Below are 26435 nucleotides of genomic sequence, written 5' to 3'. Positions count from 1 at the left end.
CTAGCGTTTTTTCATGGCCTCTGCCAAGGCTGCCGCCAGTGCTCCGCCCGCCGGCGCAGCCTCAGCGCGGGGCTGCGGTTTGGCGCTTGCGTGGCGCATGGCACCGGCATTGCCTTTTTCCCGCATGGGCTGGGGTGCGGCCTCGCCACCATCCTTGCGCATGGTCAGAGCGATGCGCTTGCGCTTCACGTCCACCTCAACCACGCGCACCTTGACCACATCACCGGCCTTCACCACCTCGTGCGGGTCCTTGATGAAACGATCCGCCAGCTGCGACACATGGACGAGACCATCCTGATGGACGCCGATATCCACGAAGGCACCGAAGGCGGCAACGTTTGTGACGGTGCCTTCCAGCAGCATGCCGGGTTTCAAATCGGTGATTTCATCGACGCCATCGGCAAAGGTCGCGGTTTTAAAGCTTGGACGCGGGTCACGACCGGGCTTTTCCAGCTCGGCGATGATATCCTTGACGGTGGGCAGACCGAACTGCTCATCAATGAACTGCTTGGGATCAAGCGACTTCAACGCCGCACTGTCGCCCATGACAGAGCGCAGGTCGCGACCGCACGCGGCAACGATCTTCTTGGCGACGCCATAGGCTTCAGGGTGAACGGAGGATGAGTCGAGCGGCTCCTTGCCATTGGGAATGCGCAGGAACCCGGCGCATTGCTCGAAGGTGCGCTGGCCAAGGCGTGGCACTTTCAGCAATTCCTTGCGGCTGGCAAACGGGCCCGTCTGGTCGCGGTGCAGAACAATAGCGTCCGCGATGGAGGCACCAAGGCCCGATACCCGCGACAGAAGCGGTGCAGACGCTGTGTTGAGATCAACGCCAACAGCATTCACCGCATCTTCCACGACGGCATCCAGCGAGCGCGAAAGCTTGCCCTGATCAACGTCATGCTGGTACTGGCCAACGCCGATGGACTTGGGCTCGATCTTCACCAGTTCTGCAAGCGGGTCCTGCAAGCGCCGAGCGATGGAGACCGCTCCGCGCAGGGAAACATCGAGATTTGGGAATTCCGCCGCAGCACTTGCCGAGGCCGAATAGATCGAAGCCCCCGCTTCGGACACGATGACCTTGGTCGGCTTGGGACCGGTCAGCTGGGTCAACATATCCGCCACAAGCCGTTCTGTCTCGCGGCTGCCGGTACCGTTGCCGATGGAAATTAGCTCGACATTGTGTTTGCGAATGAGGGCCGCAAGCTCGGCCTGCGTTCCGCGAATATCGTTCTTGGGCGGGAATGGATAGACCGTGGTCGTTTCCAACAGCTTGCCGGTGCCATCCACAATCGCCACCTTGACGCCGGTGCGAATGCCGGGATCCAGCCCCATGGTGGAGCGTGAACCGGCAGGTGCAGCCAGCAGCAGATCCTTCAGGTTGCGCGCAAAGACGTGGATTGCCTCTTCTTCCGCCCGTTCCCGCAATTCGCGCATCAGATCGAGAGATAGAGACATGGAAAGCTTGACGCGCCATGTCCAGCCCGCCACCTCCATCAGCCAGGCATCCGCCGGTCCTGCGCTCCGAATATCAAACGCGCTTGCGATGGTGCGCTGTGCTGGCTTGACCGGTGAGGGATCATCCGCATCCACATCGATTGTCAGCGTCAGAACTTCCTCGTTCCAGCCGCGGAGCATGGCAAGCGCGCGGTGGCCGGGCACGGTGGCCCATTTTTCGGAGTGGTCGAAATAGTCAGAGAATTTCTCACCCGTCGCCTGCTTGCCATCGACAACCTTGGCGCGGAAAATGGCGTTGTGGCGCATGTAATCACGCAAGCGACCCAAGAGATCGGCGTTTTCCGTCATGGTCTCGGCAACGATATCGCGTGCGCCCTCAAGCGCCGCCTTCACATCCGCGACATCGCCTTGAACATAGGCCTGCGCCAAAGTGGCGGGATCGGCGCTGCGATTGTCCCAAATCGCTTGCGCCAGAGGGCCGAGGCCCTTTTCGCGAGCGATTTCGGCGCGTGTGCGGCGCTTGGGCTTATAGGGCAGATAAAGGTCTTCCAGTTCCGCCTTCGTCGTGGCCGATACGATCTTGCGCAGCAGATCGTCGGTCATCTTGCCCTGCGTGGTGATGGAATCGGTGATGGACGAGCGCCGGGCATTGAGTTCGCGCAGATAGGATAGCCGTTCCGCCAGCGTGCGAAGCTGGGTGTCATCAAGGCCGCCGGTGACTTCCTTGCGGTAACGGGCGATGAAGGGAACCGTTGCCCCCTCATCCAGCAGCGCAATCGCCGCATTCACCTGTTCGGCGCGGGCATTGATTTCGGAAGCGATCAACGGGGCAATGCGGGAATTATCTGCGGCCATATGGTTCTCTGAACTTTCTTAAAATCTGCCCGAACATAGATGCTGATTACGGCATGACAACAGGCAGCTTGATCGATTCCACAGAAAAGCCAAATGAGCCCATGATCCGACGCCATAGCGATCCGGGCAACAAACAGGCGACCAATCAGCGCTTTGACCTTGACCTTTCAGCCCCCTGCCCTTAACGCCCCAGCAATACGTTAAAGCGCGAGATGACAGGGGTGTTGACCATGAAAGTTCTGTTGATCGGTTCCGGCGGACGCGAGCATGCGCTGGCCTGGAAAATTGCCCAGTCCCCCCTGCTCACCAAACTTTATGCCGCACCCGGCAATCCCGGCATCGCCGATCACGCCGAGCTGGTGACCGTCAATGTGGAAGACCACGCAGCTGTCATCGCTTTTGCCAAAGATAACAATATCGATTTTGTCGTCGTCGGCCCGGAAGCACCGCTGGTATCAGGTCTTGCCGATGATCTGCGCGCCGCAGGCATCGCCACATTTGGCCCTTCCAAGGCAGCATCCCAGCTTGAGGGCTCCAAGGGTTTCACCAAGGATCTCTGCGCCCGTTACGATATTCCGACCGGCGCTTACCAGCGTTTCAAGGCGGCGGAACCGGCCAAGGCCTATGTCCGCCAGCAGGGCGCGCCCATTGTCATCAAGGCCGATGGCCTGGCCGCCGGTAAAGGCGTGACCGTTGCCATGAGCGAGGCTGAAGCGCTTTCAGCGATTGATGATTGTTTCGACGGCGCATTTGGTGCGGCCGGCGCTGAAGTCGTTGTAGAGGCATTTCTCGACGGTGAGGAAGCCAGTTTCTTCTGCCTTTGCGATGGCAAGACGGCCTTGGCGCTGGCAACCGCACAGGATCATAAGCGCGTGGGCGATGGCGACACCGGCCCCAACACCGGCGGCATGGGTGCCTATTCCCCTGCCCCCGTCATGACACCCGACATGGTCGAGCGCACCATGAAAGAGATCATCGAGCCGACGATGACAGGCATGGCGAAGGACGGAAACCCGTTTGCGGGCGTCTTTTTTGCAGGGTTGATGATCACGCAAAAAGGTCCCGAGCTGATCGAATACAATGTTCGGTTCGGAGACCCCGAATGCCAGGTTTTGATGATGCGCCTGAAAAGCGACCTGCTTCCGCTGCTTTACGCGACCGCCACCGGAACGCTTGCCGAGGTGAGTGCTGAATGGCGCGATGATGCGGCGCTGACCGTGGTTCTGGCGTCCAAAGGCTATCCCGCCACATACGACAAGAACACACCCATCGACCACGTTCCAGATGCGCGCGAGGACGCCAAGGTGTTCCACGCTGGCACAGCGCTGAAAGACGGCCAGCTGGTCGCCACCGGCGGGCGGGTGTTGAACGCGACAGCATTCGGCACCACCGTCACGCAAGCCCAGAGCCGCGCCTATGCCTTGGCGGCCGAGGTGAAATGGGACAATGGCTTCAGCCGCAGCGATATTGGCTGGCAGGCCGTGGCCCGCGAAAAGGCGCAGTGAACAGCCGCCCGGCTTCGTTCAATATTTACCAAAGTTCCTGACCGGATGGAAAGGAAGTCGCAGTAAAATCCGCCCCGTTGAAGCAGCAGAATGGCTGCACGGAACGGGAGATTTCATGCGCAAGACGTTGCTGACGGTCGCACTCGTGCTGGCAAGCGGTTCTGCCATGGCGTCATCCATTGAAATCATCGGTCAGAACCGCACGTCAAACGGCAGCGTTGTGTCGGTGATCTGCGCGGCCTGCCCGCCTGCCATCGTCAAATCAGACTCGGTGGCAGCGCCAACTCTGGCCGCTGGCACTCAGGATGTTTCCATTCGTGACGTTGATGGAAAAAAGCAGGTTGTGCGCACCGAAGCATGGCTTGGTGGCTCGCCCGTTACATTCGTAAGCTCTAATGCTCTATGGCTCCCTGAAGACACTTCGATCCCAAACATTGCAGAGCACCCATTGCCGGGAACCGACGCTGTGCAGACATCCGCCGTGTCATCCACAGAGCCGAAGGCGCAAGAGCCTCAAACCGCACCTCTGTTTTCAGACGCACCTCTGCGTCCGACCCTGTGATGTCTTTTCACACACGCCCCACGGCAAGAGAATCACGCACCGTTTCTTAACAAACATCTGCTAATTAGTCTGTGATGCGATCAAGCATTGGCGGAGCACCGTCTGCTGTCATGGGGGAGCGTCCATTAGGATGCTGACAGCCGTTACTCGTACGAGTCCGCAGGTTCTTATGAAGAGTTTCAAGATTTCGGTTCAGCTTGCCGTTTTGGTAGGTTGTCTGGTCGCTGCCTTTGCCATCGCCACTTTCCTCCAGATAAGGACCTCGTCCGAGACGATTTATCAGCAACGTTACGAGATGCTGAGAACAGAAACGGAAACAGCAATTTCCGTTCTTAAAATTTACGATGACAAGGTGAAGGCTGGTCAGTTGACCATGGAACAGGCCCGCAAGCAGGCCTTCGAACTCTTGGCTGCCGTGCGCTATGAGCCTGACGGCTATTTCTTCGGCTACGACTACGACATCAACACGGTGTTTCATTACGACACCAAGCGTGTCGGTCAGAACTCCAGGAACAAGCCAGACCCGACTGGAAAGCTTTTCCGCGAAAATCTCGTCGAACTCGCGCTCAAGGGCGGCGGGCGCGTAGACTACATGTCCAGCAAGCCAGGTCTGGATCCGGGCCTTTACTTCCGCAAGACCGCCTATGCAGCCGAGTTCAAGCCCTGGGGCGTCATCGTCAACACGGGCCTCTATATGGATGACCTCGACGCCGAAGTGAACAGCGCCATCTGGAAAGCAATCAGCGCCTGCATCGGCATTCTCATTTTCGCAATCGCAGCCTCGGTCGTGATCATCAGAGGCATCACCAAACCATTGAGCGAAATTCACATGGCACTGGGCGAAGTGGCCAACGAAAACGTAGCGATTGGCATTCCGCATACCAGCATGAAGAACGAAGTCGGATTGATGGCCAAGGCAACGGAAGCGTTGCAACGCAAGGTGCGCGAGCGCCACGCCATGCAGCTACGTGAGGAAGAACAGCAGCAGCAGCTGGACAGCGAACGCCAGACCAATCTCGAGACGCAGAAAAGCGAAGCGGAGCTTCAGGCCCGTGTCGTCAGCACCATCGGCAATGCGCTGGAAAAGCTGGCACAGGGCGATCTGACGGTTCGGTGCGGCGATCTGGGCTCTCGTTATACGGGCCTGCGGACCAACTTCAACGAGGCGCTTTCGCAGCTTGATGCGGCCATGGCGAAGGTCAATATCAAGAGCATCGATATTGGCGGCTCCAAGGATGAAATCCGCAATGCTTCCAACGAGCTGTCCCAGCGCACCGAGCGCCAGGCTGCAAGTCTGGAAGAAACATCTGCGGCGCTGGACGAACTCACAGTTGCGGTTCGCCTGACGGCGGATGGCGCATCGGAAGCTGCAAAGAAGGTCACATCGATCAGCACCGATGCCAACCGCAGCGACAAGATCGTTGAGCAGGCCATCGGCGCCATGAGCGGCATCGAGCAATCCTCGCAGGAAATTACCAAGATCATCGGCGTTATCGATGGCATTGCCTTCCAGACCAACCTTCTGGCGCTCAATGCCGGTGTGGAAGCAGCGCGCGCGGGTGAAGCTGGCAAGGGCTTTGCGGTTGTTGCGCAGGAAGTGCGTGAACTGGCGCAGAAATCCGCGGCAGCGGCCAAGGAGATCAAAGACCAGATCGCCCGTTCGTCTACACAGGTGGAAAATGGCGTGCGCCTTGTGGGTGAAGCGGGCGATGCGCTGAAGCGCATCTCCGATCAGATCAAGTCTTCGAGCGAGATCGTCAACAAGATCGCCCATTCGGCAGCCGAACAGGATACGACGCTGCGCTCTATCTCAAGCTCGTTGAACCAGCTGGATGCCGCAACCCAGCACAACGCTGCCATGGCCGAGGAAACAACCGCACTGGCGCAAACGCTGGCCGCCGATACGGAAGAGCTTCTAAACCTCATAAGCACCTTCCGCGTTTCCGGCTCGCAGAGCGGCAGCCTTCAGGGCATGGCGCAGCAAATGCGCCGCGCAAGCTGATCTGCAGCTCTAACATCACTGGATGACACAAACGCCGGGGAGAAATCTCCGGCGTTTTATTGTGTAAGCCGATCCAGCGCATCAATGTTAGCGGGTGAGAAGACGGTTATTCCTGCTTGGCTGAGCAGCGCAGCCGTCACGCCATTGCCCGCCTGTTTGCGGCCCGAAAACGAGCCATCATAGATGGCCACGGAACCACAGGATGGGCTGCCGTCAATTAGCAGGGCGTAGGCGCAGCCATGGTCTTTCGCAAAAGCCAGCGCCTTTTGCGCACCGTCTATGAATTGCGAGGTCACATCACCGCCGGTGATTTCGATGACACGCGCCCTTCCCTGAAGCACGTCGAGCCCGGACGCACCGCTCTCGATTTCCGCTGGCGGACGCGGAACAGCCATACCACCAGCCATTTCCGGACAGATCGTCACCAACCGACCCTCCTGCTTCCAGCGTTCGATGGCCGGATGCGCAAGCGGCTTGCCCTTGCCGTCATAGCGAACGGCATGGCCGAGCAGGCAGGCGCTGATCAGGATTTTGCCAGTCAACGCCACCGACCCTATCACCCCGTGATTTTCGAGAAGTCCGCAACGGTGCCAGTGGCTTCACGAATGGCCTTCAACAGTGCCAGACGATTGGCGCGGATGGCATTGTCTTCATCGTTGACCAGCACATCTTCGAAGAACTTATCGACCGGAGCGCGCAGGGTGGAGAGCGCCTGCATGGCCGAGCGGAAATCTTCGGTTTCAACGGCCTTGGCGGCATCGGCAGAGGCCGTCTTGATGGCTGCATACAGCGCCTTTTCGGCATCGAGCTTCAGCAGTTCTTCCGAAACGCTGTTCGCAACCACAGTGCCCTTCTTTTCTTCTGCCGCCAGAAGCTGCGTGGCGCGCTTGGTGCCCGCCAGAAGATTGATGCCATCCTGATCCGTCACAAAAGCTGTCAGCGCTTCGACACGACGCGCGACCATGAGAAGATCGTCAGTTGTAGGCGTTAGCACAGCTTCGATTAGATCATAGCGTGCTCCAAGGTCGCGGAGATAGACTTTGAGGCGGTCGTGGAAAAAGGACAGGAGGCTTGAAGCAGACTCCCACGCCTCAAGCGCTATTTGATCCGCAAATTGCTCGACTGAAGCTCTGTTGTAATGTCTCTCTTTAATTGTCTCTGCCAGCTCATCGGTCACGTAACCGCCGGCGGTGAGGGCTTCAGCCTTGACACTCGCGTCGCGCAATCCACGCTCGCGTATATCAGTATAAAGCGTAACAAGAGTCGGCATAGATGCTGTGAGCAACCGGAGCCGAACATTTCGCTCCAGGATAATCCGCACAACACCCAATGCCGCACGGCGTAGCGCGAAGGGGTCTTTTGAACCTGTCGGCTTTTCATCGATGGCCCAGAAGCCCACCAATGTGTCGAGCTTGTCGGCCAGGGCGACGGTCAAGCCGACCTTGTCTTGCGGCAGACGGTCGGACGGGCCATTCGGCTTCCAGTGGTCTTCAATGGCGGCGGCAACGCTTTCGTTTTCGCCCTGAAGCAACGCGTATTTGCGGCCCATCAGGCCCTGCAATTCGGGGAATTCGCCGACGGCTTCCGTGCGCAGATCGGCCTTGGCGAGAACCACGGCGCGGTCCACCAACGCCGCATCGGCACCGATGACGGGCGCAAGCTGTTTGGCCAGTTTACGGATGCGCAGCACGCGCTCACCCTGTGTGCCGAGCTTGGCGTGGAACGTCACGTTCAACGCATCGAGCTTGGCCATGCGCTGATCCAGCGGCTTGGTCAGATCGAGGTCGAACTTTGCAGCGGATGCCTTGAGTGTCTCAAGGTCCGGCAGGTTGCCCTGATCGCGGGTCCAGAAGTGCTTGGCGTCTGACAGGCGCGCGCGCACGACCTTGCCGTTGCCGTGCATGATTTCCTTGCCGCCATCAATGGCCTGAATGTTGGACACCAGAATGAAACGGTTGGAGAGGCCCTCTGTCGCACCCTGCGGGCGCGTCACGAAACACTTCTGGTTGGTCTTGATGGTGAGGCGGATGATTTCGGCGGGGATTTCGAGGTAATCTTCCTCGAATGTGCCGATCAGCACCTGCGGCCATTCCACAAGGCCGGAAACCTCTTCCAGCAGGCCTTCATCTTCCACGAGGTCTAGGCCATTCGCGAAAGCCAGATCCTTGGCATCATGCAGAATGATGTCCTTGCGGCGCTCCGCGTCCAGAATGACCTTGGCCTTTTCCAGGCTCGATACATAATCTTCGAAGCGGCGCACGGTGATGGCGTCAGGCGCGTGGAAACGGTGGCCATAGGTCACGTTTCCAGCCACGATGCCGTCGATCTCGAAGGGAATGACCTGCGTTTCATCATTTTCAGGGCCGAACACACAGATGATGGATTGCAGCGGGCGAACCCAGCGCAGGCTTTCCGAACCCTTGCCCTCGATGCCGCCATAGCTGGAACCCTTGGGCATGGAGGCCGGGCCGGAGCGCATGGATTTCGGCCATGCAAACCCCTTGATGATGCCGGGCATGACGCTGGCAATGATCTCTTCCGCCGGGCGGCCAGGCTTATTGATAATGGCGATATAGAAATCACCCTTTTTCGGATCAGACACGACCTGCGCTTCCGCCACGGAAGACAGGCCGGCACCGCGCAGGAAGCCTTCGATCGCCTTTTCATTGGCGTCGGTGCGCGGACCCTTCTTTTCTTCCCGCACATCGGCAGAGCGGGCATTCAGGCCGCGAATATCCAGCGTCAGGCGGCGCGGCGTCCAGTATTCGCGGGCACCCTCATAGGTCAGGCCTGCTTCCACCAGCGCATCGGTGACAAGCTTCTTGAGATCACCCGCCGCCTTGCGCTGCATGCGTGCGGGGATTTCTTCGGAGCGAAGTTCGAGCAGAAGATCAGGCATATCTGTTTTCCGGTGTCATGGATTTTTCGTTGGCCTCTGCTAGCAAAATTTGGGGCCGATGCACAATGTAAATATCGGGTGCCACCGTGCGGGCGGTGCGTCTCAAACAGAAGTTCTTGACCCGCAGGCCCTTGCCATGGCACCTGTCCGCATCCAAAGTCAGTGCATTCTGACTATCCTCTTTTGACCGTGAAGACTGCAATGACCGACGTTCCAGACCATATGAACCCGAAACGTTCCTTTCAGGCGTTGATCCTGACGCTGCACAATTACTGGGCGGACAAGGGCTGCGCCGTGTTGCAGCCTTACGATATGGAAGTGGGCGCGGGCACGTTTCATCCGGCAACCACGCTGCGCGCACTCGGCCCCAAGCCGTGGAAGGCCGCCTATGTGCAGCCATCACGCCGCCCTTCCGATGGTCGCTATGGCGAAAACCCGAACCGTTTGCAGCATTATTACCAGTATCAGGTCATTCTGAAGCCGAACCCTTCCAATTTGCAGGAGCTTTATCTCGGCTCGTTGAAGGCCATTGGTCTTGATCCGCTGTTGCATGATGTGCGCTTTGTGGAAGACGACTGGGAAAGCCCGACGCTGGGCGCCTGGGGTCTGGGCTGGGAATGCTGGTGCGATGGCATGGAAGTCTCGCAGTTCACTTACTTCCAGCAGGTTTGCGGCATTGAATGCTCGCCTGTTGCGGGTGAGTTGACCTATGGTCTTGAGCGTCTGGCCATGTATGTGCAGGGCGTGGATAATGTTTACGACCTGAACTACAACGGCCGTGAAGGCGACGAGAAGATTTCCTATGGCGATGTGTTCCTGCAGGCAGAGCAGGAATATTCACGGCACAATTTCGAATATGCCGATACCGCCATGCTGCATCGCCACTTCATCGACGCCGAAAAAGAGTGCAAGGCACTTTTGGATGCCGGTGCGCCCGGTGAGAATGCCAATCAGGTTCTGCACAAATGCGTGTTTCCGGCCTATGACCAGTGCATCAAGGCATCCCACGTTTTCAACCTCTTGGATGCGCGCGGCGTTATTTCCGTGACCGAGCGTCAGAGCTACATCCTGCGCGTTCGCACACTTTCCAAGGCCTGCGGCGAAGCATTCCTGATGACGGATGCCGGTGGCGCAAACTGGAATAAAGACGCAGCCTGACGGCATGACTGACAGGCGATGACATGGATGGCCGGAACGCAAGTTTTCCGGCCAGACCAGAGAGTTTCACGAGGGGGAACGGCACATGTATATCGCACTGGCCATTTTGGCGGCAATCGCGCTCTATGTCGTCTTCATCTATAACGGCCTCGTCAAATCCAGACAGATGACCGAAGAGGCATGGTCGGGCATCGACGTTCAGCTGAAGCGTCGCGCCGATCTCATTCCCAACCTCATCGAAACCGTGAAGGGCTATGCCGCTCACGAAAAAAGCACCTTCGAAGAGGTGGTCGCCATGCGCAACCGCGCTCAGGCCGTTCCATCAGGTGATGTTGAGGGCCGTGCGCAGGCGGAAGGTCTTCTCTCCCAGGCGCTGGGTAAGCTGTTTGCTCTGGCGGAAGCCTATCCCGATCTCAAGGCCAACACGGGCTTTCTGGAACTGCAAAAATCACTTGAGACCATCGAGGGTGAAATCCAGATGTCGCGCCGGTACTATAATGGCTCTGCGAGGGATCTGAACGTGAAGGTGGAGAGCTTCCCTTCCAACCTTGTTGCGCGCAATTTCGGCTTTATAAAAGCCCCCTACTTCGAAATCACCAACGAGGCGGATCGCGCCGTTCCTGCTGTCAAATTCTGATGTGATAACCGGCATTGGCCGGTTGAGAAAAACGATAAAGCCATGATCGAACTGACCATTACCCCACCAAACCACCCGCTTTCCGGCAAGGTGGAGCCACCCGGCTCCAAATCCATCACCAACCGCGTGCTGCTTCTGGCAGGCCTTGCCAAGGGCCGCAGCCTTTTGACCGGCGCGCTGAAAAGCGACGATACGCTGTTCATGGCACAAGCACTGCGCGCCATGGGCGTTGATGTAACGGAACCGGACGCGACGAGCTTCGTGGTTGAAAGCGATGGCGTGCTGAAAGCGCCCACAGAACCGCTTTTCCTCGGCAATGCTGGAACGGCCACCCGGTTTTTGACGGCGGCGGTTGCTTCGGTTGATGGCACTGTTGTGGTTGATGGCGACGAACATATGCGCAAGCGCCCGATCCAGCCGCTGGTGGAAGCCTTGATCGCGCTTGGCATCGACGCACAAGCGCCGACCGGCTGCCCGCCTGTGACCGTGAAGGGCAATGGCCTCGGCTTTGCCAAGGACAGCGTCACCATCGACGCCAATCTTTCCAGCCAATATGTCTCGGCGCTTTTGATGGCAGCCCCCTGTGGCGCGAAGCCGCTGGATATCGTGCTGGCCGGTGAAGATATCGGGGCGAAAGGGTATATCGATCTGACAGTGGCGGCTATGGAAGCCTTCGGGGCCAAGGTGGAGCGCGTTTCCAACGCCGTCTGGCGCGTGCAGCCTACGGGCTATACCGCAACGGATTTCCACATCGAACCGGACGCATCTGCCGCCACCTATCTGTGGGGCGCAGAATTGCTGACGGGTGGCAAGATCGATATCGGCACGCCAGCGGAAGCCTTCACCCAGCCGGATGCCAAGGCGCATGCCATCATGGCGCAGTTTCCCAACCTTCCCGCCGAAATCGATGGCAGCCAGATGCAGGATGCCATTCCGACCATTGCCGTGTTGGCAGCTTACAACACCACGCCGGTGCGCTTTGTCGGCATTTCCAATCTGCGCGTGAAGGAATGTGACCGCATCCGGGCTATCTCGCTCGGCCTCAATGCCATCCGTGACGGGCTGGCGCATGAGGATGGCGATGATCTGATCGTTCACGCAGATCCGGCTTTGGCAGGTCAGACGGTGGCCGCCTCCATCGATACGTTCCACGATCATCGTATTGCCATGAGCTTTGCGCTGGCGGGCTTGAAAACCAGCGGTATCGCCATTCAGAACCCTGTTTGCGTGGGCAAGACCTATCCCGGATACTGGAAGGCGCTTGCCTCTCTGGGCGTCCAATACAGCGAAACCGGACAAGACTGATTGCAGAGAAGGACGCCGCCCATGAAGACCCAAGCCGCCAGATATCTCGCGCTTCTCGTCTTCCTGCTGGCGGCCCTTCCGGCTGCGGCTGAAGAATTCATCAGCTCCTATCACTCGGTTGTCGATGTCGCCAAAAGCGGGCAGCTGACGGTGACCGAAACCATCACGGCCCGGGCGGAGGGCAACAGGATCAAGCGCGGCATCTTTCGCGATTTTCCACTTTACGCGCTGGACGCGAATGGAAACCGCACCAAGGTCGGCTTCAATGTTTTATCCGTGGAACGGGATGGCTCAAAAGAAGACTGGCGCACCGAAAGCATCGATGGCGGCATCCGCATCTATACCGGCAATGCCGACCGCTTCCTCTCCACCGGCGATCACATCTTCCAGATTACCTACAGCACCGACCGGCAAATTCGCTATTTCGATGGTTATGATGAACTGACCTGGAACGTGACCGGCAATGGCTGGCAGTTTCCCATGCGCGAGATTTCGGCAACCGTTTCCTTGCCGCAGGGCGTGGCACCAACAGACACCGCCGTTTTTACCGGACGCCTGGGCGCGAAGGGCAAAGATGCCCGCGCCCTGACGGAAGGCAACGAGGTGTTCTTCGCCTCCACCCGCCCCTTCTATCAGGGCGAAGGCATGACGATTGCGGTGAAATTGCCCAAGGGCGCTATCGCCGCACCATCGGCTGCGCAGGAACGGAGCTGGTGGTTGCAGGATCATCTGGGATCGATTCTGGGTGTTTCCGGCTTCATCCTCATCCTGATTTATTACTACAGGGCGTGGTCAGCGGTTGGCCGTGATCCCGCGAAGGGCATCATTATTCCGCGCTGGGATGCGCCGGAGGGTTTATCGCCTGCTCTTGTCAACTATGTCGATAATAATGGCTTCTCCGATGATGGCTGGACGGCGTTCTCAGCCGCATCGCTGAGCCTTGCCGTTAAAGGCTATGTGGTGCTGGACGATTTGAAGTCGTCCCTCGTCATCCGCCGCACCGAAAAGCCTGTAGAGGGCAAGTTACCTCCTGGGGAAGCAGCCATCATCAACACGGTTGATGAGCCCGGTATGTCCTTTGAAATTAACAAAAAGAATGGGTCACGGGTCGTTTCGCTGGGCAATGCCTTCCGCAAAGCCATCGAGTCCGAGCACAGCGGCAAATATTACCGCGACAATTTCGGCTTCATTACCCTCGGCTTTATCCTTTCGATTGTCGTCATTCTTGCTGTCGCCGTGTTCGGGAATTTTGAACCGGACGCCTATATAGCCATGTTCGTGATTGGCATCCTCACCTTCATCGGCACCATCTTTGCCTTCGTCTTCGGGAAATCCTTCACTCGTGGCGGGTCCCTGCTCAAACGGATCGGCATGATCGTCGTGCTTGCGCTGGTGGGATCCATGCTCATATCCGGCATTGGCGGCGCGATCACCGTCATCTCGCTTGAAAAGCTGGAAGCACTCCAACTGCCCGCGATCATGTCAGTCGCCGGCATTATCGCGACAAACCTAATTTTCTTCATGCTGATGGGCGCGCCGACGCCACTAGGCCGCAAGCTGATGGACGGCATCGAAGGTCTGCGGCTGTATCTGACGGTTGCGGAACAAGACCGGATGAACATGCAGGGCGCGCCGCAAATGTCGCCGCAGCATTTCGAAACGCTGCTTCCCTATGCTGTCGCGCTGGGTGTCGAGAAACCGTGGAGCCAGGCGTTCGAGACATGGCTGGCCAATGCGCAGGCGGGCGAGTATTCGCCGGGATGGTATAGCGGCAACTACAACAATTTCTCGGGGCGCATCGGTGGTTTTTCAACCTCCATGGCTTCCACCATCGCCTCGACCATACCCGCACCCGTAAGCTCATCGTCATCAAGCTTTTCGGGCGGCGGCGGTTCGTCGGGGTCCGGCGGGGGTGGCGGCGGAGGCGGTGGCTGGTAGGCCAAGACGCCAATTGGCTCGAAGTAGTCACTGGTCCCCCCCAAACTTCAGCACATTGAGGCGAAACAGAGCATGCATCCGTCAAGGATCGTGACCCGAGCGATGCTGCGAGAGCAATCATTCGCGTAAAAATGTCGGCATCCATACACGATACCTCTCAGGTTGCAGCTACGCCCGTAGTGGCAATCCAAGTAACCTTTTATACCTTCTGAGAAGGTTGATAATTTTCAAAGCATATGCGAATACTTGTAATTAAAATTAATCTATTTTTCTCATTTGACATAATAAAAATGTAGGTGAGGGAGTGCAACATGATCACCGCAAGCCCGAAGGAACCAACCAGACCCAACTTCGGGAGAGTAGTCATGAAAAATCTTCCCATACTAACAAAATTTCTGATCATTATGGCAATAAGCACCGTCTTTTGCCTCGGTGTAGCAATCTATACTTCGGAACAGATACGAAGCATCGATACGGCCTACAGCGGCCTGATCGATGAAGAGGCCACCGCCTCGATTGCAATATCCCGAGCGAACCGCAGCATGCAGGGCATGCGCGCCACCATCAGCGAAATACTTGCGGCAACGAACCCGGAAACATTGAAACGCACAAAGGCTGAGTTCGATGATGTCCGTGCAAGATTCGTCGGTTTTATGGATACTTCAATAAAGGCGTTACCAAGCAAAAAGTCGCTTGTTGATTTGAAAGCTGAAGGCTTGCGCGTCGTAGATGTGGTTTGCAACGAGATAATTACAGCGGGCATGGCCACGACCGATGCTGCGGCAAGCCAGAGACTTCAAGACAAATATTTTGAGACATGCCAACCCGCGATCGCGAATTTTGCTGCTGCAATGACGCAGAACGCGAACCAAATCATCGGGGCAACGGAAGAAGAAAGCACGCAGTTATCTGCAAATTCGGTGTCCATCGTCATGTCTTCGATGGCCGGCATCGTCCTTGGTATGGGGGTCGTCCTGGCGCTGGGGATTTTTCTTATTCGTTCGTCGATCTCTAACCCGATCCGCCAGCTGGCATCCACCATGGGCGTTCTCGCCAATGGCAATCTCTCCGCCGTCGTAGAGGGTACGGACCGTCGCGATGAAGTGGGCGACATGGCCAAGGCCGTGCAGGTGTTCAAGGATAATGGTCTCAAGGCCCGCGACCTGGAAACACAAGCCGCCAGCCAGCGTGACATGTCTGAAGCAGAACGCGCCCGTGCCGTGGAAGCCGATCGCCAGCGCGCCGCCGAAATGGCAGAAGCCACCTCCGGTCTTGCAGAAGGCTTGCAGCATCTGGCCAGCGGCAATCTCGGTTTTGAGCTGAGCCAGCCCTTCGCTGCCGATTTCGAAGGCCTGCGCAGCAACTTCAACGCCGCTGTTGGGCAATTGCGCAACACACTCTCTTCCGTCGCCGAGGCCACCCGCGCCATCGACAGCGGCTCGCGAGAACTGTCTGCAAGCGCCAACGACCTGTCCAAGCGCACGGAGCAGCAGGCCGCAGCACTGGAGCAGACCGCAGCCGCTCTCGACGAAATCACAGTCAACGTCAAGAACTCGTCCCAGCGCACCGAGGAAGCCCGCGAGATGGCGGTCGATGCCAATAAATCTGCGCGCCAGTCTGGTGATGTTGTGGCCAATGCCGTCAACGCCATGCAGCGCATCGAGACCTCATCCAGCCAGATCTCCAACATCATCGGCGTGATTGACGAGATCGCGTTCCAGACCAACCTGCTGGCGCTGAATGCAGGCGTGGAAGCAGCACGCGCCGGAGAAGCCGGTAAGGGCTTTGCCGTCGTTGCGCAGGAAGTGCGCGAACTCGCCCAGCGCTCCGCACAGGCGGCCAAGGAGATCAAAGAACTTATCCGCACCTCTGCAGGCGAGGTGGAGAACGGCGTCAAGCTCGTCACCGCGACCGGCGACGCCCTGAAGGTGATCGACGATCACGTGGCGGCGATCAACGGCCAGCTGGACGCGATTTCGACATCGGCACGTGAACAGTCTGTCGGTCTTACCGAGGTCAATACGGCCGTCAACCAGATGGACCAGACCACGCAGCAGAACGCTGCCATGGTTGAACAGGCCACAGCCGCCAGCAGCACGCTGGCCAACGAAGCCGAAAAGCTTCGCCAGCTCGTCAGCCGCTTCCAGCTGAACAGTGGCTCTAAGGGCAGCGTCAGCGCAGGCTATGGCGCAGGTCCGATGGCTGTTGCCTCGGCCAACCACGCGCCAGCTCCATCGCCAGCACGCAAGCTGGTCAGCAAGCTCTCCCGCGCTGTCGGCGGCGGTTCCTCCGCAGCAGCAGCCCAAAGCTGGGAAGAGTTCTGAGACTGAGACACTCCTAAACCCGTGCAAGAGGCCCGGCGGATTGCTCCGCCGGGCCTCTTGTTCAGTTCTTGCGCGTGTGACGCAATGGATCAGACCTCGTCTTCTCGCTTCACGCGGTATTCACCTGTTGCGGGGTCCTTGATCAAGGTTCCGGTCGCGCCAGTCTCGCGCTCTTTCTCCTGCCGCTTGGTTTTCTCCGACAGTCTTTTCGCGTCATTCACAAAACGCTTGTAAAGAATGATCGCCCCGAACACGAGCAGGGCGAGCGTAATGATCTGGGCCATCTATTGTGTGTCCATCAAAATCCGTAACGCGCCCACACTGCCTTTTCTTCGGCCACATCCGCAAGCCCCGATGCAGCCGATGCGGCGATGGAATGGGCATGAAGATCGACGCCGGGCAGTTTTTTGCCAAAGAAATTGCGCGCACCCGAGACCAGCTGGAGCTTGACCTTATCGCCGTAGCGTCTGCGCAAGACCTCGCGCATATCGCCGAGACCATCGATGAGGCCAAGGTCGAGACCGCGCATGCCGCTCCAGAACAGGCCGGAGAAAATCGCCGGATCATCCTTCAGCTTGGAGCCGCGACGCATCTTGACCATATCTATGAAAACATTGTGGATTTCGAGCTGAAGCGATTTCAGATACTCGATATCGCCTTCCTTCTCGGGCTGGAACGGATCAAGGATCGCCTTGTTCTGCCCGGCGGTATAGACGCGCCGCTCCACACCGATCTTTTTAAGCATTTCCGGAAAACCAAAACCGCCTGAAACGACGCCGATAGAGCCGACGATGGAGGTTGGGTCAGCGATGATTTCATCACCCGCCAACGCGATCATATATCCGCCTGATGCCGCGACATCCTCAACGAAGATGATGACCTTCTTGTTCTTTTCCTCGGCAAGCTGGCGGATGCGGTTGTAGATCATGCGCGACTGCACCGGTGAGCCACCCGGCGAATTCAACGTGATCGCAACGACCGGAGATTCCTTCATGCCAAACGCCTTGTCCAGCAGCGGGCCATAACCCGCAATGTTCAGCGCCGGACGAAACTGACTACCACCCGCCATAATCGCTCCGTGCATACGCACCACGGGTATGACCAGCTCCTGCTTGCGAAACCGCTTGGGCACCAGTCGCTTCAAAAATCCAGCCATTTGCATCCTCATCATCATCACTATCTGTGGTTCCGATGTGGGTATCTGCGTGGCAAACGCAATGGGGCGCGGAATGATAATCTGGTGAGGAGTGGCTAGGCCTGCGTTCGCTTTTGCCCGTCATTGCGCCTGTAGGCCACCCGGCCATTGCTCAAATCATCGACCTCGCGAAGAAACGCGTTGCTGCCATGGTCATGCATCGTCAAGGCTGCGCGAAATGTGAGCCTTGCGCGAGAACCCTTGATGCCGGTGACCAGCATGCGCACGGCATCTTCGCCTGAGCGCGGGTAAATCAGGGTGATTTCCAGCCCGCCGAAGCGCTTTCCGCAGGCGGCAATAATATCGGCGATGGATTGCGGCCTTGCGATCAAAGACATCTGCCCGCCGGGAACCATGATGGCGGCGGCGGTTCTCAACCAATGTTCAAACAGATCATCCGTCATGGCGTGGGCCGCAGCCTTCAGCGCGTCAGGTGTTTTGCGGTCGCCTGCGTCATTATAGGGCGGGTTCATGATGACGTGATGGAAATATCCATCCACCAAACCGGCCTCTATACGCGCATTAGCCCGCAAGGTGACATCGGCCTGCCGCGCGGACACGCGCTGAGCAAAGTCGGCATTTGCAGGAAGTTCAAGGCTGCGGCTGGCAAAATCCACCATTTCCGCAGACAGCTCAAACAGTGTCACCTCAGCCTTTTCCAGACGGGAAGCGACCGCCATGCCAGCCGCACCGGCGCCCGCACCAAGATCGGCAACGCGGCACGGCGCATCATCCGCCACAAGCGAGGCCAGCAACATGGCGTCCATACCGGCCCTATGGCCCCTGCCCTTCGGTTGAAGGATCTGGAAGCGGCCGCGATGGAATGCGTCGACTGTTTCGGAAACGGTATCCGTCACGGGATCAAGCCTGATCTTCGCGCAATTCGTCGGAAAGTCCGGCATCGACCAGAATGCGCCGCGCCTCATCAGCCCGGTCTTCCTCCACCAGAAGCCGACGCGGAAGCAGGCCAAGTGACCCTTCGAGAATGCTCATGCCCTGATCGGCAATAAGACTGTGAATGCCAGCATCCTTCATCAGACTCTGTGAGAAGGACAAAAGAACGGCGTCATTTGTTCGTATCAGTTCACGCATTGGTCAGTTTCCACCCGAATCCCGTCTTTTTGAACGGTGTGAGGCAATTCGCCCCTTGCCGCTTTCGTTCACGCTTTCTATTGTCGGCCCCAAAAGTGAACAGGAGTCCGTATCCTTGGGCGTCGTCATACCGCTTGAAGAAAGCAAAAACAAACTCGCATCCGTCAAGCCGCTTGTCGACCTGACACGGGCAGACATGGAAAGAGTGAACCAGCTTATTCTTTCCAAGGCCGGTTCAGATGTCCAGATGATTCCCGAAGTGGCCAATCACCTGATCTCATCCGGTGGCAAGCGTCTGCGGCCGATGCTGACACTCGCCTCCGCTGCGATGTTCGACTATCAGGGTGACCACCACATCAAACTGGCCACCAGCGTCGAATTCATGCACACCGCCACGCTCCTGCATGACGATGTGGTGGATGAAAGCGATCTGCGCCGCGGAAAATCAACGGCACGCACCATCTGGGGCAATCAGGCCAGCGTTCTCGTCGGTGACTTCCTGCTTGGTCAGGCCTTCCGCATGATGGTGGAAGTCGGCTCGCTGGATGCGCTGGATGTGCTTTCCACCGCAGCCTCTGTCATTGCCGAAGGTGAAGTTCTGCAGCTTTCCGTCGCAAAAAATATGGAAACGACCGAGGATGACTATCTACAGGTCATACGCGCCAAGACCGCAGCCCTTTTCGCAGCGGCGGCAGAGGTTGGACCCATTGTTGCCAAGACGGACAAGGCAACCCGCAGCGCGCTGAAATCCTACGGCATGAACCTTGGCCTCGCCTTCCAGTTGGTGGACGACGTGCTGGATTATGGTGGGAAAGCCGACGAGCTGGGCAAGAATACGGGTGATGACTTCCGCGAGGGCAAGATCACGCTGCCGGTGATTCTCTCCTATCGTCGCGGCACAGCGGAAGAGCGTGCGTTCTGGAAGCGCGCCATTGAGAACGGCGAGAGCACGGATGAAAATCTGGAAACGGCCCTCGGCCTCATCAAGAAATACAACGGCCTGACCGACACCATCGCCCGCGCCAACCATTATGGCACAATTGCCCGCGATGCGCTTGCGCCGCTGCCACAGAGCCCATGGAAAAAGGCGCTGATGGAAGTGATCGACTTCTGCATCCAGCGCGTCAACTAGGTTCCTGGCTGGGTGGAGTTGTTCAGGCGCGGCGTATCACAGTCGGTGGTTGCGTTCGTTGCGGTTTCACAAATCTTGGTGCTCGGGCAGAATTTCTTGCAGGCGTGCTCCAAAAAAGCCATTCTATCGTGACGAGGTATGTGACCGTCTGAATCGTTTTCGGTTCAGACGTCACGGTCCAGTTGAAGCATGAAGGCGTTCAGGTGCAACCACTTTGCCCGCGCTCTCATGTAGCAGACTGATTTTTCGGTGCAGATGCACAAAAGCAAAGGTTCCTTTATGCGGCGCAACCCAGCATTTCGTCTTCTCTGCGGCGCGGCCTTTATTGCCGGCCTTTCCATCGGCGCGGGTTCGCCTGCTTTTGCCGAGACGAAGCCTGCAGACAAGGTGGCCGAGACCGTTACGTTTGATCCCGCAAAGGTCAACACCTTCTCCGGTGCGTTTCTGGCGGCTCGCACGGCGGATGTGGATCAGGATTTCAAGACCGCTATCACGCTCTATCAAAAGGCCCTGGAGTTCGACACCGCCAATGTGGAGATACGCCAGCGCCTGATGATCGCGCAATTGCTGAGCGGCGATTTCGACGCTGGCGCAAAAATTGCCGACAGCCTGAAGGGCGATTCGTCGGTAGAGCGCGTCACAACCATCATTCGTGCGCTTGCCGCCATCAAGGACAAGGAATTTTCCGGCGCGGAAAAGGTCCTGAAATACACCGGCCCCAATGATCTGGACCGCATGGTCAACACGCTGTTGACGGCCTGGGCCCGCGCTGGTGCCGGCAAGAGCAAGGAAGCGCTCGCGCTCGTCAATGGCATGAAGGGACCGGGCTGGATTTCCATTTTCCAGAAATACCACGCTGGCGCGATTGCACTGGTGGCAGGAAACATGGAAGCAGCGCGCAAGAGCCTGAACGACGCAGTGGCAGACCGTGAGGGCGGCGCAACAGCGACCGACACCTATATGCGCGCCGTGATGGCGCTGGCACGGCTGGAAGCCAATGTCGGCAACAAGCAGAAGGCGCTCGATACCATCGCTGTCGGCGATACTTTTGCGCCGAACTACGCGCCTTTGAAGGCGCTGCGCGAAAGCATCGAAAGAGGCGAGAAGCCACAGCAGCAGGTGCAGACCCCCATCGAGGGCGCGGCAGCTGTGATGTTCTCCATTGCCGGTGCCTTGAACCGCGAAGGGGCCGAAGAAATTGTCACGCTCTATCTTCAGACCTCACGCGCTCTCGACCCCAAAAGTGCAGACACTCTGATTCTGCTCGGCGGACTGGCTGAAGCACAGAAGCAGCCGGACCGCGCCATTGCCTTCTACCGCGAAGTGCCTCTGGATTCACCGATGCACCGCATTTCCGAGCTGCAACTTGGCCTGACGCTGGCGCAGACGGACAAGGTCGAAGAAGCGCGCAAACACCTCAAATCCCTGCTCGATTCGGATCCAAGCGATATTCGCTCCTATCTTGCCTATGGCTCGGTGCTTTCAGATGCCAAGGACTACAAGGCCATGGCGGCTAATTATGACAAGGCTGTCGAGGTCATCGGCGCTGTCCCGAAGAAATCCGACTGGACGATCTTCTTCCAGCGCGCCATCGCCTATGAGCGTTTGAAGCAGTGGGACAAGGCAGAGCCGAATTTCAAGCGCGCTCTGGAGCTTAACCCGGAGCAGCCGCAGGTGCTGAACTATCTTGGCTATTCGTGGGTCGACAAGAATATGAACCTCGATCAGGCAATCGGCATGATCCGCCGGGCCGTGGAGCTTCGCCCAAATGACGGCTACATCGTCGATTCTCTAGGCTGGGCGCATTTCCGACTGGGTGCTTTCGATGAGGCTGTCGAGGAGCTGGAACGCGCCATCGAGCTGCGCGCTGGCGATCCCACGATCAACGACCATCTTGGCGATGCCTATTGGCGCGTTGGCCGCAAGATCGAGGCTGTCTATCAGTGGAACCGCGCGCTCATCGGCGAAAGCGAAGAGGTGGACAAGTCCAAGGTGAAGGAAAAAATCGCTAACGGCCTGCCGCCGCTGGAAAAGGATGCGCAGAATACGGCCAAGAAAGATCAGGCGCCTCTGCCGCCTGTCGCGCCTGCGCCAGCGCCGGACAAGAAATCCTGATCCTTCATGTCCTCGCCTGACACTCAAGGAGCGGTCCGAACGACGGAGGCCGCTCCCGCCAAGATCAACCTCGCTTTGCATGTCACAGGCCAGCGCACAGATGGCTATCACCTGCTGGAAACGCTTGTTGTGTTCACGCAAGCGGGCGACGTGATCAGCATCGAGGATACAGAACAGGATAGCTTTTCGCTGACCGGCCCCTTCGCGAGCGTTCTGCAGCAAGAGAATGCGGGCACCAATCTGGTGTTGAAGGCGCGTGATCTGTTGCGCGAAGCTGTTGGGCCTCAGCCACGACCTGTCACGATCCATCTTGAGAAAAACCTTCCGGTTTCCTCGGGCATTGGCGGCGGATCTGCCGATGCGGCCGCCACCTTGCGGGGCCTGTGCCGCCACTGGAATATCGCGGCTTCAACCGTCAAGCTGGATGAGATCGGCCTGAAACTGGGCGCTGACGTGCCGATGTGTCTTTCCAGGCAGCCGCTGATCGCGCGCGGTATTGGCGAGAGGATCGAAGCCGTTGGCGACATGCCCATGCTGCATCTGGTGCTCGTCAATCCTCTCAAGGGTGTTTCGACACCGGAGATTTTCAAGCGGCTGACGACCAAGACCAATCCGCCGCTTTGCGACCGCTCCAACCTCGACTGGATGGATTTTATCAGACAGTGCCGCAACGATCTTGAGACACCTGCGCGTGAGGTTCTGCCAGAGATCGGCGCTGCACAGACTTTGCTTTCTGACGCGGGTGCAGCGCTAGTGCGCATGTCAGGCTCTGGCGCGACATGTTTCGGGATCTTTGAAACAATGGCGGACGCAACTTCGGCCATGGCAAGCCTTCGCCAAAAGCGTCCCGACTGGTATATTCAGGCAACAAAAACCATAGGTGGACTTCGAGATGAATGCTGAAAGAGCTTTTATACCGGTTGGCATCGCGGTTTTGACCGTTTCCGACACGCGCACGCTGGCAGACGACAAATCCGGCGACACGCTGGCCGCCCGCATCGTTGATGCTGGCCATATGCTTGTGGACCGTGCCATTGTGCCGGATGACAAGGTCGCCATTCTTGACCAGGTACGCAGCTGGACTCTATCCGACGCGATTGATGTCGTGATTACCACTGGCGGGACCGGCTTTACCGGGCGCGATGTCACGCCAGAGGCGCTGGAGCCCCTGTTTGAAAAGCGTATGGACGGCTTTTCCGAGGTCTTCCACCGCATTTCCTATGACAAGATCGGCACATCCACCATCCAGTCACGCGCAACAGCCGGACTTGCCAATGCCACTTTCATTTTCGTCCTGCCGGGTTCTCCCGGTGCCTGCAAGGACGCGTGGGATGGCATCTTGAAAGCGCAATTGGACTACCGCCACATGCCCTGCAATTTCGTGGAAATCATGCCGCGCCTGGACGAGCATTTGAAGCGGCGCTTAGAAAAAACGTCTGCTAGGACGCTCTGCGCAAAGCCCAGGCTGGAATGAGTTCTGCGCTCAGACGCCTCGCCTTCTGTCCCTTCAGGAAAATATCCAGTCCGATGCGACCCAGCCTTCCGCTGGATTGCGTCATCGCCAGAGCATCCGCCTTCCTCAGTAGCAGACCGTACTCCAGCAGGCGGCGGCGATGCGTAAGGCGTGATAGCAATGATGGACGGTAGTGGCGGGATGGCGCAAATCTGGCGGGGCGCGTGTTCAGCGCCGTATATTCCATAATGTCCTCAATCCAGCCGCTTTGTGGGCGGCTGCCGGGTTCCATCAGCAAAATCCATTCACCGCGCGCCGACGCTATGATCTGGCCCATATCCCAGTCTGTTTCAAACCGGCAACCTGCCGCCTCCGCCACGCGAGACGAGCCGTCCGTCGAGCCATGATCAAGGATGATCACGTCGCTCACCAGCCCCTCCACCGCACCGGAAACAAGCGTGGACAAGGTATGCGCAAGTTCCGGCTCCTGATCCCGGCATTCCATAATGACTGTCAGCATGTCTTAGGCAAGCTTGTAATCCCCAGCTTCGGAAACACGATCTGATTTCCTCATTAAAATTTTTAACGCAAGGCAGAGCAAATTGCTATCGAGTCTTTCGGTATTTTGTTCTTGTCTTGTTCTCCTTCCTGCTTTATGAATCAGGTCATCCACCAAGCCGGTTCGCCCGGTCAGGAGTATCCAGATGAGACAACATGTGCTTTCGGGGCAGGCTGCTTTTCAGCCGGGCCATACGCCAGATATTGCCAATGCTCTGGCCGACGCATCGGGTCTACGGATCGAGATCGACCGTCGGCGCGGGCGTGGGGCGGGTATCAATCCGGGCGGACGTTTCGAGACCTTGCAGCACGAGGCCGTGGATGACGGCTGGCAGATCATCGAGGAACTGCCGGAGTTTCGCACTGAGGTTCAGGTCGAAAAGCCACGCAGCATCATCACGCGCAATGATTCGCCGGACATTCCCTTTGATCGCTCCATCAATCCTTACCGTGGCTGCGAACATGGCTGCATCTACTGTTTCGCCAGACCCTCGCACAGCTATATGGGGCTGTCGGCAGGGCTGGATTTCGAGGCAAAGCTGTTTGCCAAGCCGGACGCTGCGAAACTTCTAGAACGAGAGCTCGGCAAACCGGGATACAAGGCACGCGTCATCGCCATCGGCACCAATACCGATCCTTACCAGCCGATCGAGCGGGAATGGCGCATCATGCGCCAGATCCTCGAAGTGCTGGCGAAGGCCGAGCATCCGGTTGCTATTGTCACCAAGTCCGGCCTGATTACCCGTGACATCGACATTCTCGCACCGATGGCCGCCAAGGGCCTGGTGAAGGTCGGCATTTCCGTCACCACCCTCGACCGCAAGCTTGCCCGCAGCATGGAGCCACGCGCATCGACACCGACCAAGCGTCTGGAGGCGATCAAGACGCTGACAGAGGCTGGCATTCCTGTGGCCGTAATGATGGCACCCGTCATCCCGGCCCTGAACGACCATGAAATCGAACGGGTGCTGGAGGCTGGAAAGGCGGCCGGGGCAACGGAAGCGTCCTATGTTCTCCTGCGCCTGCCGCTGGAGGTGAGCCCGCTGTTTCGCGAATGGCTACTCAGAAACTATCCGCACCGCTATCAGCACGTCATGTCGCTGGTGCGCTCGATGCGTGACGGCAAGGATTACGATGCTGAATTTGGCAAGCGGATGAAGGGTGCCGGTCCCTATGCCTGGCAGATTGGACGGCGATTTGAGATGACGACCAAAAGGCTCGGCCTGATCCGGCGCGGCATCCAGCTCCGTGACGATCTCTTCATCGCGCCGGGTGGAGCCGGTGTGCAGCTCTCCCTGCTCTGATTATTGCTGGACCTGAGAGGGAAACCAAGCAGGTCTATCGCTGAAGAATACCCGTCAGCGTCTATGCCCTGCGCTGCGGGTTGTGCCCCCGGTAAATTGCCGCCTCGCAAGGGTTTTACTCTTTCAACTCCGCCGAAAGAGTTCTGGAGGTCATGATGCCTCAAACAGCACCCCTCCGCCCCGTCGGTTGCTGTACACACCCTGCGACCGGGGGCTTGCAGGAGATCGGTTGCCTGTGCGAGTTTCGCCCTATGAAACAACGCACAGCATCCGATTCTCCTGCCCTCTTTGATTTGATCGATAAGGGCCCGGATTTCAGCCTGGAACTTGAGGCAAAGAAGCGCGGTGAATGGCCGGTTGCCGGTACGGATGAAGCCGGACGCGGCCCGCTGGCTGGCCCGGTTGTCGCCGCAGCTGTCATTCTCGATCCCGAGAATATCCCTGACGGTTTGAATGATTCGAAAAAGCTCTCCAAGGCGCGCCGTGAGGTGTTGTTTGAGCAGATCCTCGCCACATCGATTGTGTCCATCGCCTCATCGGGACCTGTCCTTATCGACCGCATGAACATCTTGCGTGCGAGCCTCGATGCCATGCGCCGCGCTGTGTTGGGGCTCCAAACCACGCCCGCTCTCGTTCTTGCGGACGGCCGCGACGTTCCACCGGGGATTCCCTGTCTCGGAAAAGCAGTGATCAAGGGTGATGGCCGTTCCGTCTCGATCGCCGCCGCGTCAATAGTCGCAAAGGTCACGCGTGACCGAATGATGGAGAAAGCAGGCCTGCTGCATCCTGTCTACGGTTTTGAATCCCACGCGGGCTACGGTACGCCGACACATCTGCGCGCCATCGAGGCCAACGGCCCCTGCCCTCTCCATCGCATGAGCTTTCGTCCCATGAGGGTGGAGTGATGGCCTTCCGCTAGGGCCTAGCGGGTTAACGTCGACGC

Annotated in this window: 22 protein-coding genes; 14 read left to right on the top strand and 8 right to left on the bottom strand. The window is 58.1% G+C overall.

What is annotated here, in order from left to right:
• Positions 1-2313 carry a Tex family protein gene (locus RQI55_RS09105; RefSeq protein WP_243256557.1) on the bottom strand — a complete coding sequence of 771 codons (2313 nt, stop codon included), beginning with the start codon at positions 2311-2313 and terminating at the stop codon, positions 1-3.
• A gap of 230 nt (positions 2314-2543) precedes the next feature.
• On the opposite strand from RQI55_RS09105, the gene purD reads away from it, so the two are divergent.
• The 3 genes from purD (at position 2544) to RQI55_RS09090 (ending at position 6382) form a co-directional block, all read left to right on the top strand.
• Complete coding sequence (gene purD / locus RQI55_RS09100) at positions 2544-3818, top strand: phosphoribosylamine--glycine ligase (protein ID WP_243256558.1); 1275 nt, start codon at positions 2544-2546, stop codon at positions 3816-3818.
• Positions 3819-3933: 115 nt separating this feature from the next.
• Positions 3934-4380 carry a plant virulence effector HPE1-like domain-containing protein gene (locus RQI55_RS09095; RefSeq protein WP_243256559.1) on the top strand — a complete coding sequence of 149 codons (447 nt, stop codon included), beginning with the start codon at positions 3934-3936 and terminating at the stop codon, positions 4378-4380.
• Between the two features lie 169 nt (positions 4381-4549).
• On the top strand, positions 4550-6382 hold the full coding sequence (locus tag RQI55_RS09090; protein ID WP_243256560.1) for a methyl-accepting chemotaxis protein: 1833 nt from the start codon (positions 4550-4552) through the stop codon (positions 6380-6382).
• A gap of 56 nt (positions 6383-6438) precedes the next feature.
• Here RQI55_RS09090 and RQI55_RS09085 read toward each other — a convergent pair whose 3' ends face one another.
• Both RQI55_RS09085 and glyS read right to left on the bottom strand, forming a co-directional pair.
• Complete coding sequence (locus RQI55_RS09085) at positions 6439-6924, bottom strand: DUF523 domain-containing protein (protein ID WP_243256561.1); 486 nt, start codon at positions 6922-6924, stop codon at positions 6439-6441.
• Positions 6925-6938: 14 nt separating this feature from the next.
• On the bottom strand, positions 6939-9281 hold the full coding sequence (glyS, locus tag RQI55_RS09080; RefSeq protein ID WP_311272499.1) for a glycine--tRNA ligase subunit beta: 2343 nt from the start codon (positions 9279-9281) through the stop codon (positions 6939-6941).
• Positions 9282-9482: 201 nt separating this feature from the next.
• Here glyS and RQI55_RS09075 point away from each other — a divergent pair, with 201 nt between their 5' ends.
• The 5 genes from RQI55_RS09075 to RQI55_RS09055 all read left to right on the top strand — a co-directional run bounded on the left by RQI55_RS09075 (position 9483) and on the right by RQI55_RS09055 (position 16643).
• Positions 9483-10439 carry a glycine--tRNA ligase subunit alpha gene (locus RQI55_RS09075; RefSeq protein WP_042618133.1) on the top strand — a complete coding sequence of 319 codons (957 nt, stop codon included), beginning with the start codon at positions 9483-9485 and terminating at the stop codon, positions 10437-10439.
• A gap of 85 nt (positions 10440-10524) precedes the next feature.
• Positions 10525-11076, top strand: coding sequence for a LemA family protein (locus RQI55_RS09070; RefSeq protein ID WP_311272498.1), 552 nt, complete (start codon positions 10525-10527; stop codon positions 11074-11076).
• Between the two features lie 42 nt (positions 11077-11118).
• A complete protein-coding gene (locus RQI55_RS09065; RefSeq protein WP_311272497.1) occupies positions 11119-12381 on the top strand; it encodes a 3-phosphoshikimate 1-carboxyvinyltransferase in 1263 nt (420 codons plus the stop codon).
• A gap of 21 nt (positions 12382-12402) precedes the next feature.
• Positions 12403-14319, top strand: a complete 1917-nt coding sequence (locus RQI55_RS09060; protein ID WP_311272496.1) for a DUF2207 domain-containing protein — start codon at positions 12403-12405, stop codon at positions 14317-14319.
• Positions 14320-14684: 365 nt separating this feature from the next.
• Positions 14685-16643: a methyl-accepting chemotaxis protein gene (locus RQI55_RS09055; RefSeq protein ID WP_311272495.1), complete on the top strand. Its 1959-nt coding sequence runs from the start codon at positions 14685-14687 to the stop codon at positions 16641-16643.
• 89 nt (positions 16644-16732) lie between these two features.
• Here the strand turns inward: RQI55_RS09055 and RQI55_RS09050 are convergent, their stop codons facing one another.
• The 4 genes from RQI55_RS09050 to RQI55_RS09035 form a co-directional block, all read right to left on the bottom strand.
• Entirely contained in the window at positions 16733-16927 is a 195-nt protein-coding gene (locus RQI55_RS09050; protein WP_243256567.1) for a hypothetical protein, read from the bottom strand.
• Positions 16928-16941: 14 nt separating this feature from the next.
• Positions 16942-17799, bottom strand: coding sequence for a S49 family peptidase (locus tag RQI55_RS09045; RefSeq protein WP_311272494.1), 858 nt, complete (start codon positions 17797-17799; stop codon positions 16942-16944).
• A gap of 95 nt (positions 17800-17894) precedes the next feature.
• Positions 17895-18740, bottom strand: a complete 846-nt coding sequence (locus RQI55_RS09040; RefSeq protein WP_409233715.1) for a tRNA1(Val) (adenine(37)-N6)-methyltransferase — start codon at positions 18738-18740, stop codon at positions 17895-17897.
• Positions 18700-18930: a DUF2007 domain-containing protein gene (locus RQI55_RS09035; RefSeq protein WP_243256569.1), complete on the bottom strand. Its 231-nt coding sequence runs from the start codon at positions 18928-18930 to the stop codon at positions 18700-18702. Before RQI55_RS09035 ends, RQI55_RS09040 begins: the two co-directional genes overlap by 41 nt.
• Before the next feature lie 115 nt (positions 18931-19045).
• On the opposite strand from RQI55_RS09035, the gene RQI55_RS09030 reads away from it, so the two are divergent.
• The 4 genes from RQI55_RS09030 (at position 19046) to moaB (ending at position 23651) form a co-directional block, all read left to right on the top strand.
• Positions 19046-20062, top strand: a complete 1017-nt coding sequence (locus tag RQI55_RS09030) for a polyprenyl synthetase family protein (RefSeq protein WP_192063512.1) — start codon at positions 19046-19048, stop codon at positions 20060-20062.
• A 279-nt stretch (positions 20063-20341) separates the two neighbouring features.
• Positions 20342-22177, top strand: coding sequence for a tetratricopeptide repeat protein (locus RQI55_RS09025; protein WP_243256570.1), 1836 nt, complete (start codon positions 20342-20344; stop codon positions 22175-22177).
• A 6-nt stretch (positions 22178-22183) separates the two neighbouring features.
• Positions 22184-23080 carry a 4-(cytidine 5'-diphospho)-2-C-methyl-D-erythritol kinase gene (locus tag RQI55_RS09020; RefSeq protein WP_243256571.1) on the top strand — a complete coding sequence of 299 codons (897 nt, stop codon included), beginning with the start codon at positions 22184-22186 and terminating at the stop codon, positions 23078-23080.
• On the top strand, positions 23070-23651 hold the full coding sequence (gene moaB / locus RQI55_RS09015; protein ID WP_243256572.1) for a molybdenum cofactor biosynthesis protein B: 582 nt from the start codon (positions 23070-23072) through the stop codon (positions 23649-23651). The genes RQI55_RS09020 and moaB overlap by 11 nt, the downstream gene beginning before the upstream one ends.
• Here the strand turns inward: moaB and RQI55_RS09010 are convergent.
• Positions 23617-24150 (bottom strand): glycosyltransferase family 2 protein, encoded by a 534-nt coding sequence (locus RQI55_RS09010; RefSeq protein ID WP_243256573.1) that lies wholly within the window; start codon positions 24148-24150, stop codon positions 23617-23619. The genes moaB and RQI55_RS09010 overlap by 35 nt on opposite strands.
• Positions 24151-24334: 184 nt before the next feature.
• Here RQI55_RS09010 and RQI55_RS09005 point away from each other — a divergent pair, with 184 nt between their 5' ends.
• Both RQI55_RS09005 and RQI55_RS09000 read left to right on the top strand, forming a co-directional pair.
• Positions 24335-25492, top strand: a complete 1158-nt coding sequence (locus tag RQI55_RS09005) for a PA0069 family radical SAM protein (protein WP_243256574.1) — start codon at positions 24335-24337, stop codon at positions 25490-25492.
• A 251-nt stretch (positions 25493-25743) separates the two neighbouring features.
• Positions 25744-26397: a ribonuclease HII gene (locus tag RQI55_RS09000; RefSeq protein WP_243256575.1), complete on the top strand. Its 654-nt coding sequence runs from the start codon at positions 25744-25746 to the stop codon at positions 26395-26397.
• Positions 26398-26435: the final 38 nt, after the last annotated feature.

The organism is Rhizobium sp. WCS2018Hpa-16 (genome assembly GCF_031843705.1).
GTDB lineage: Bacteria > Pseudomonadota > Alphaproteobacteria > Rhizobiales > Rhizobiaceae > Agrobacterium > Agrobacterium tumefaciens_C.
The sequence above is the reverse complement of the archived record's forward strand: the minus strand, read 5'-3'. Positions and strand labels throughout refer to the sequence as shown.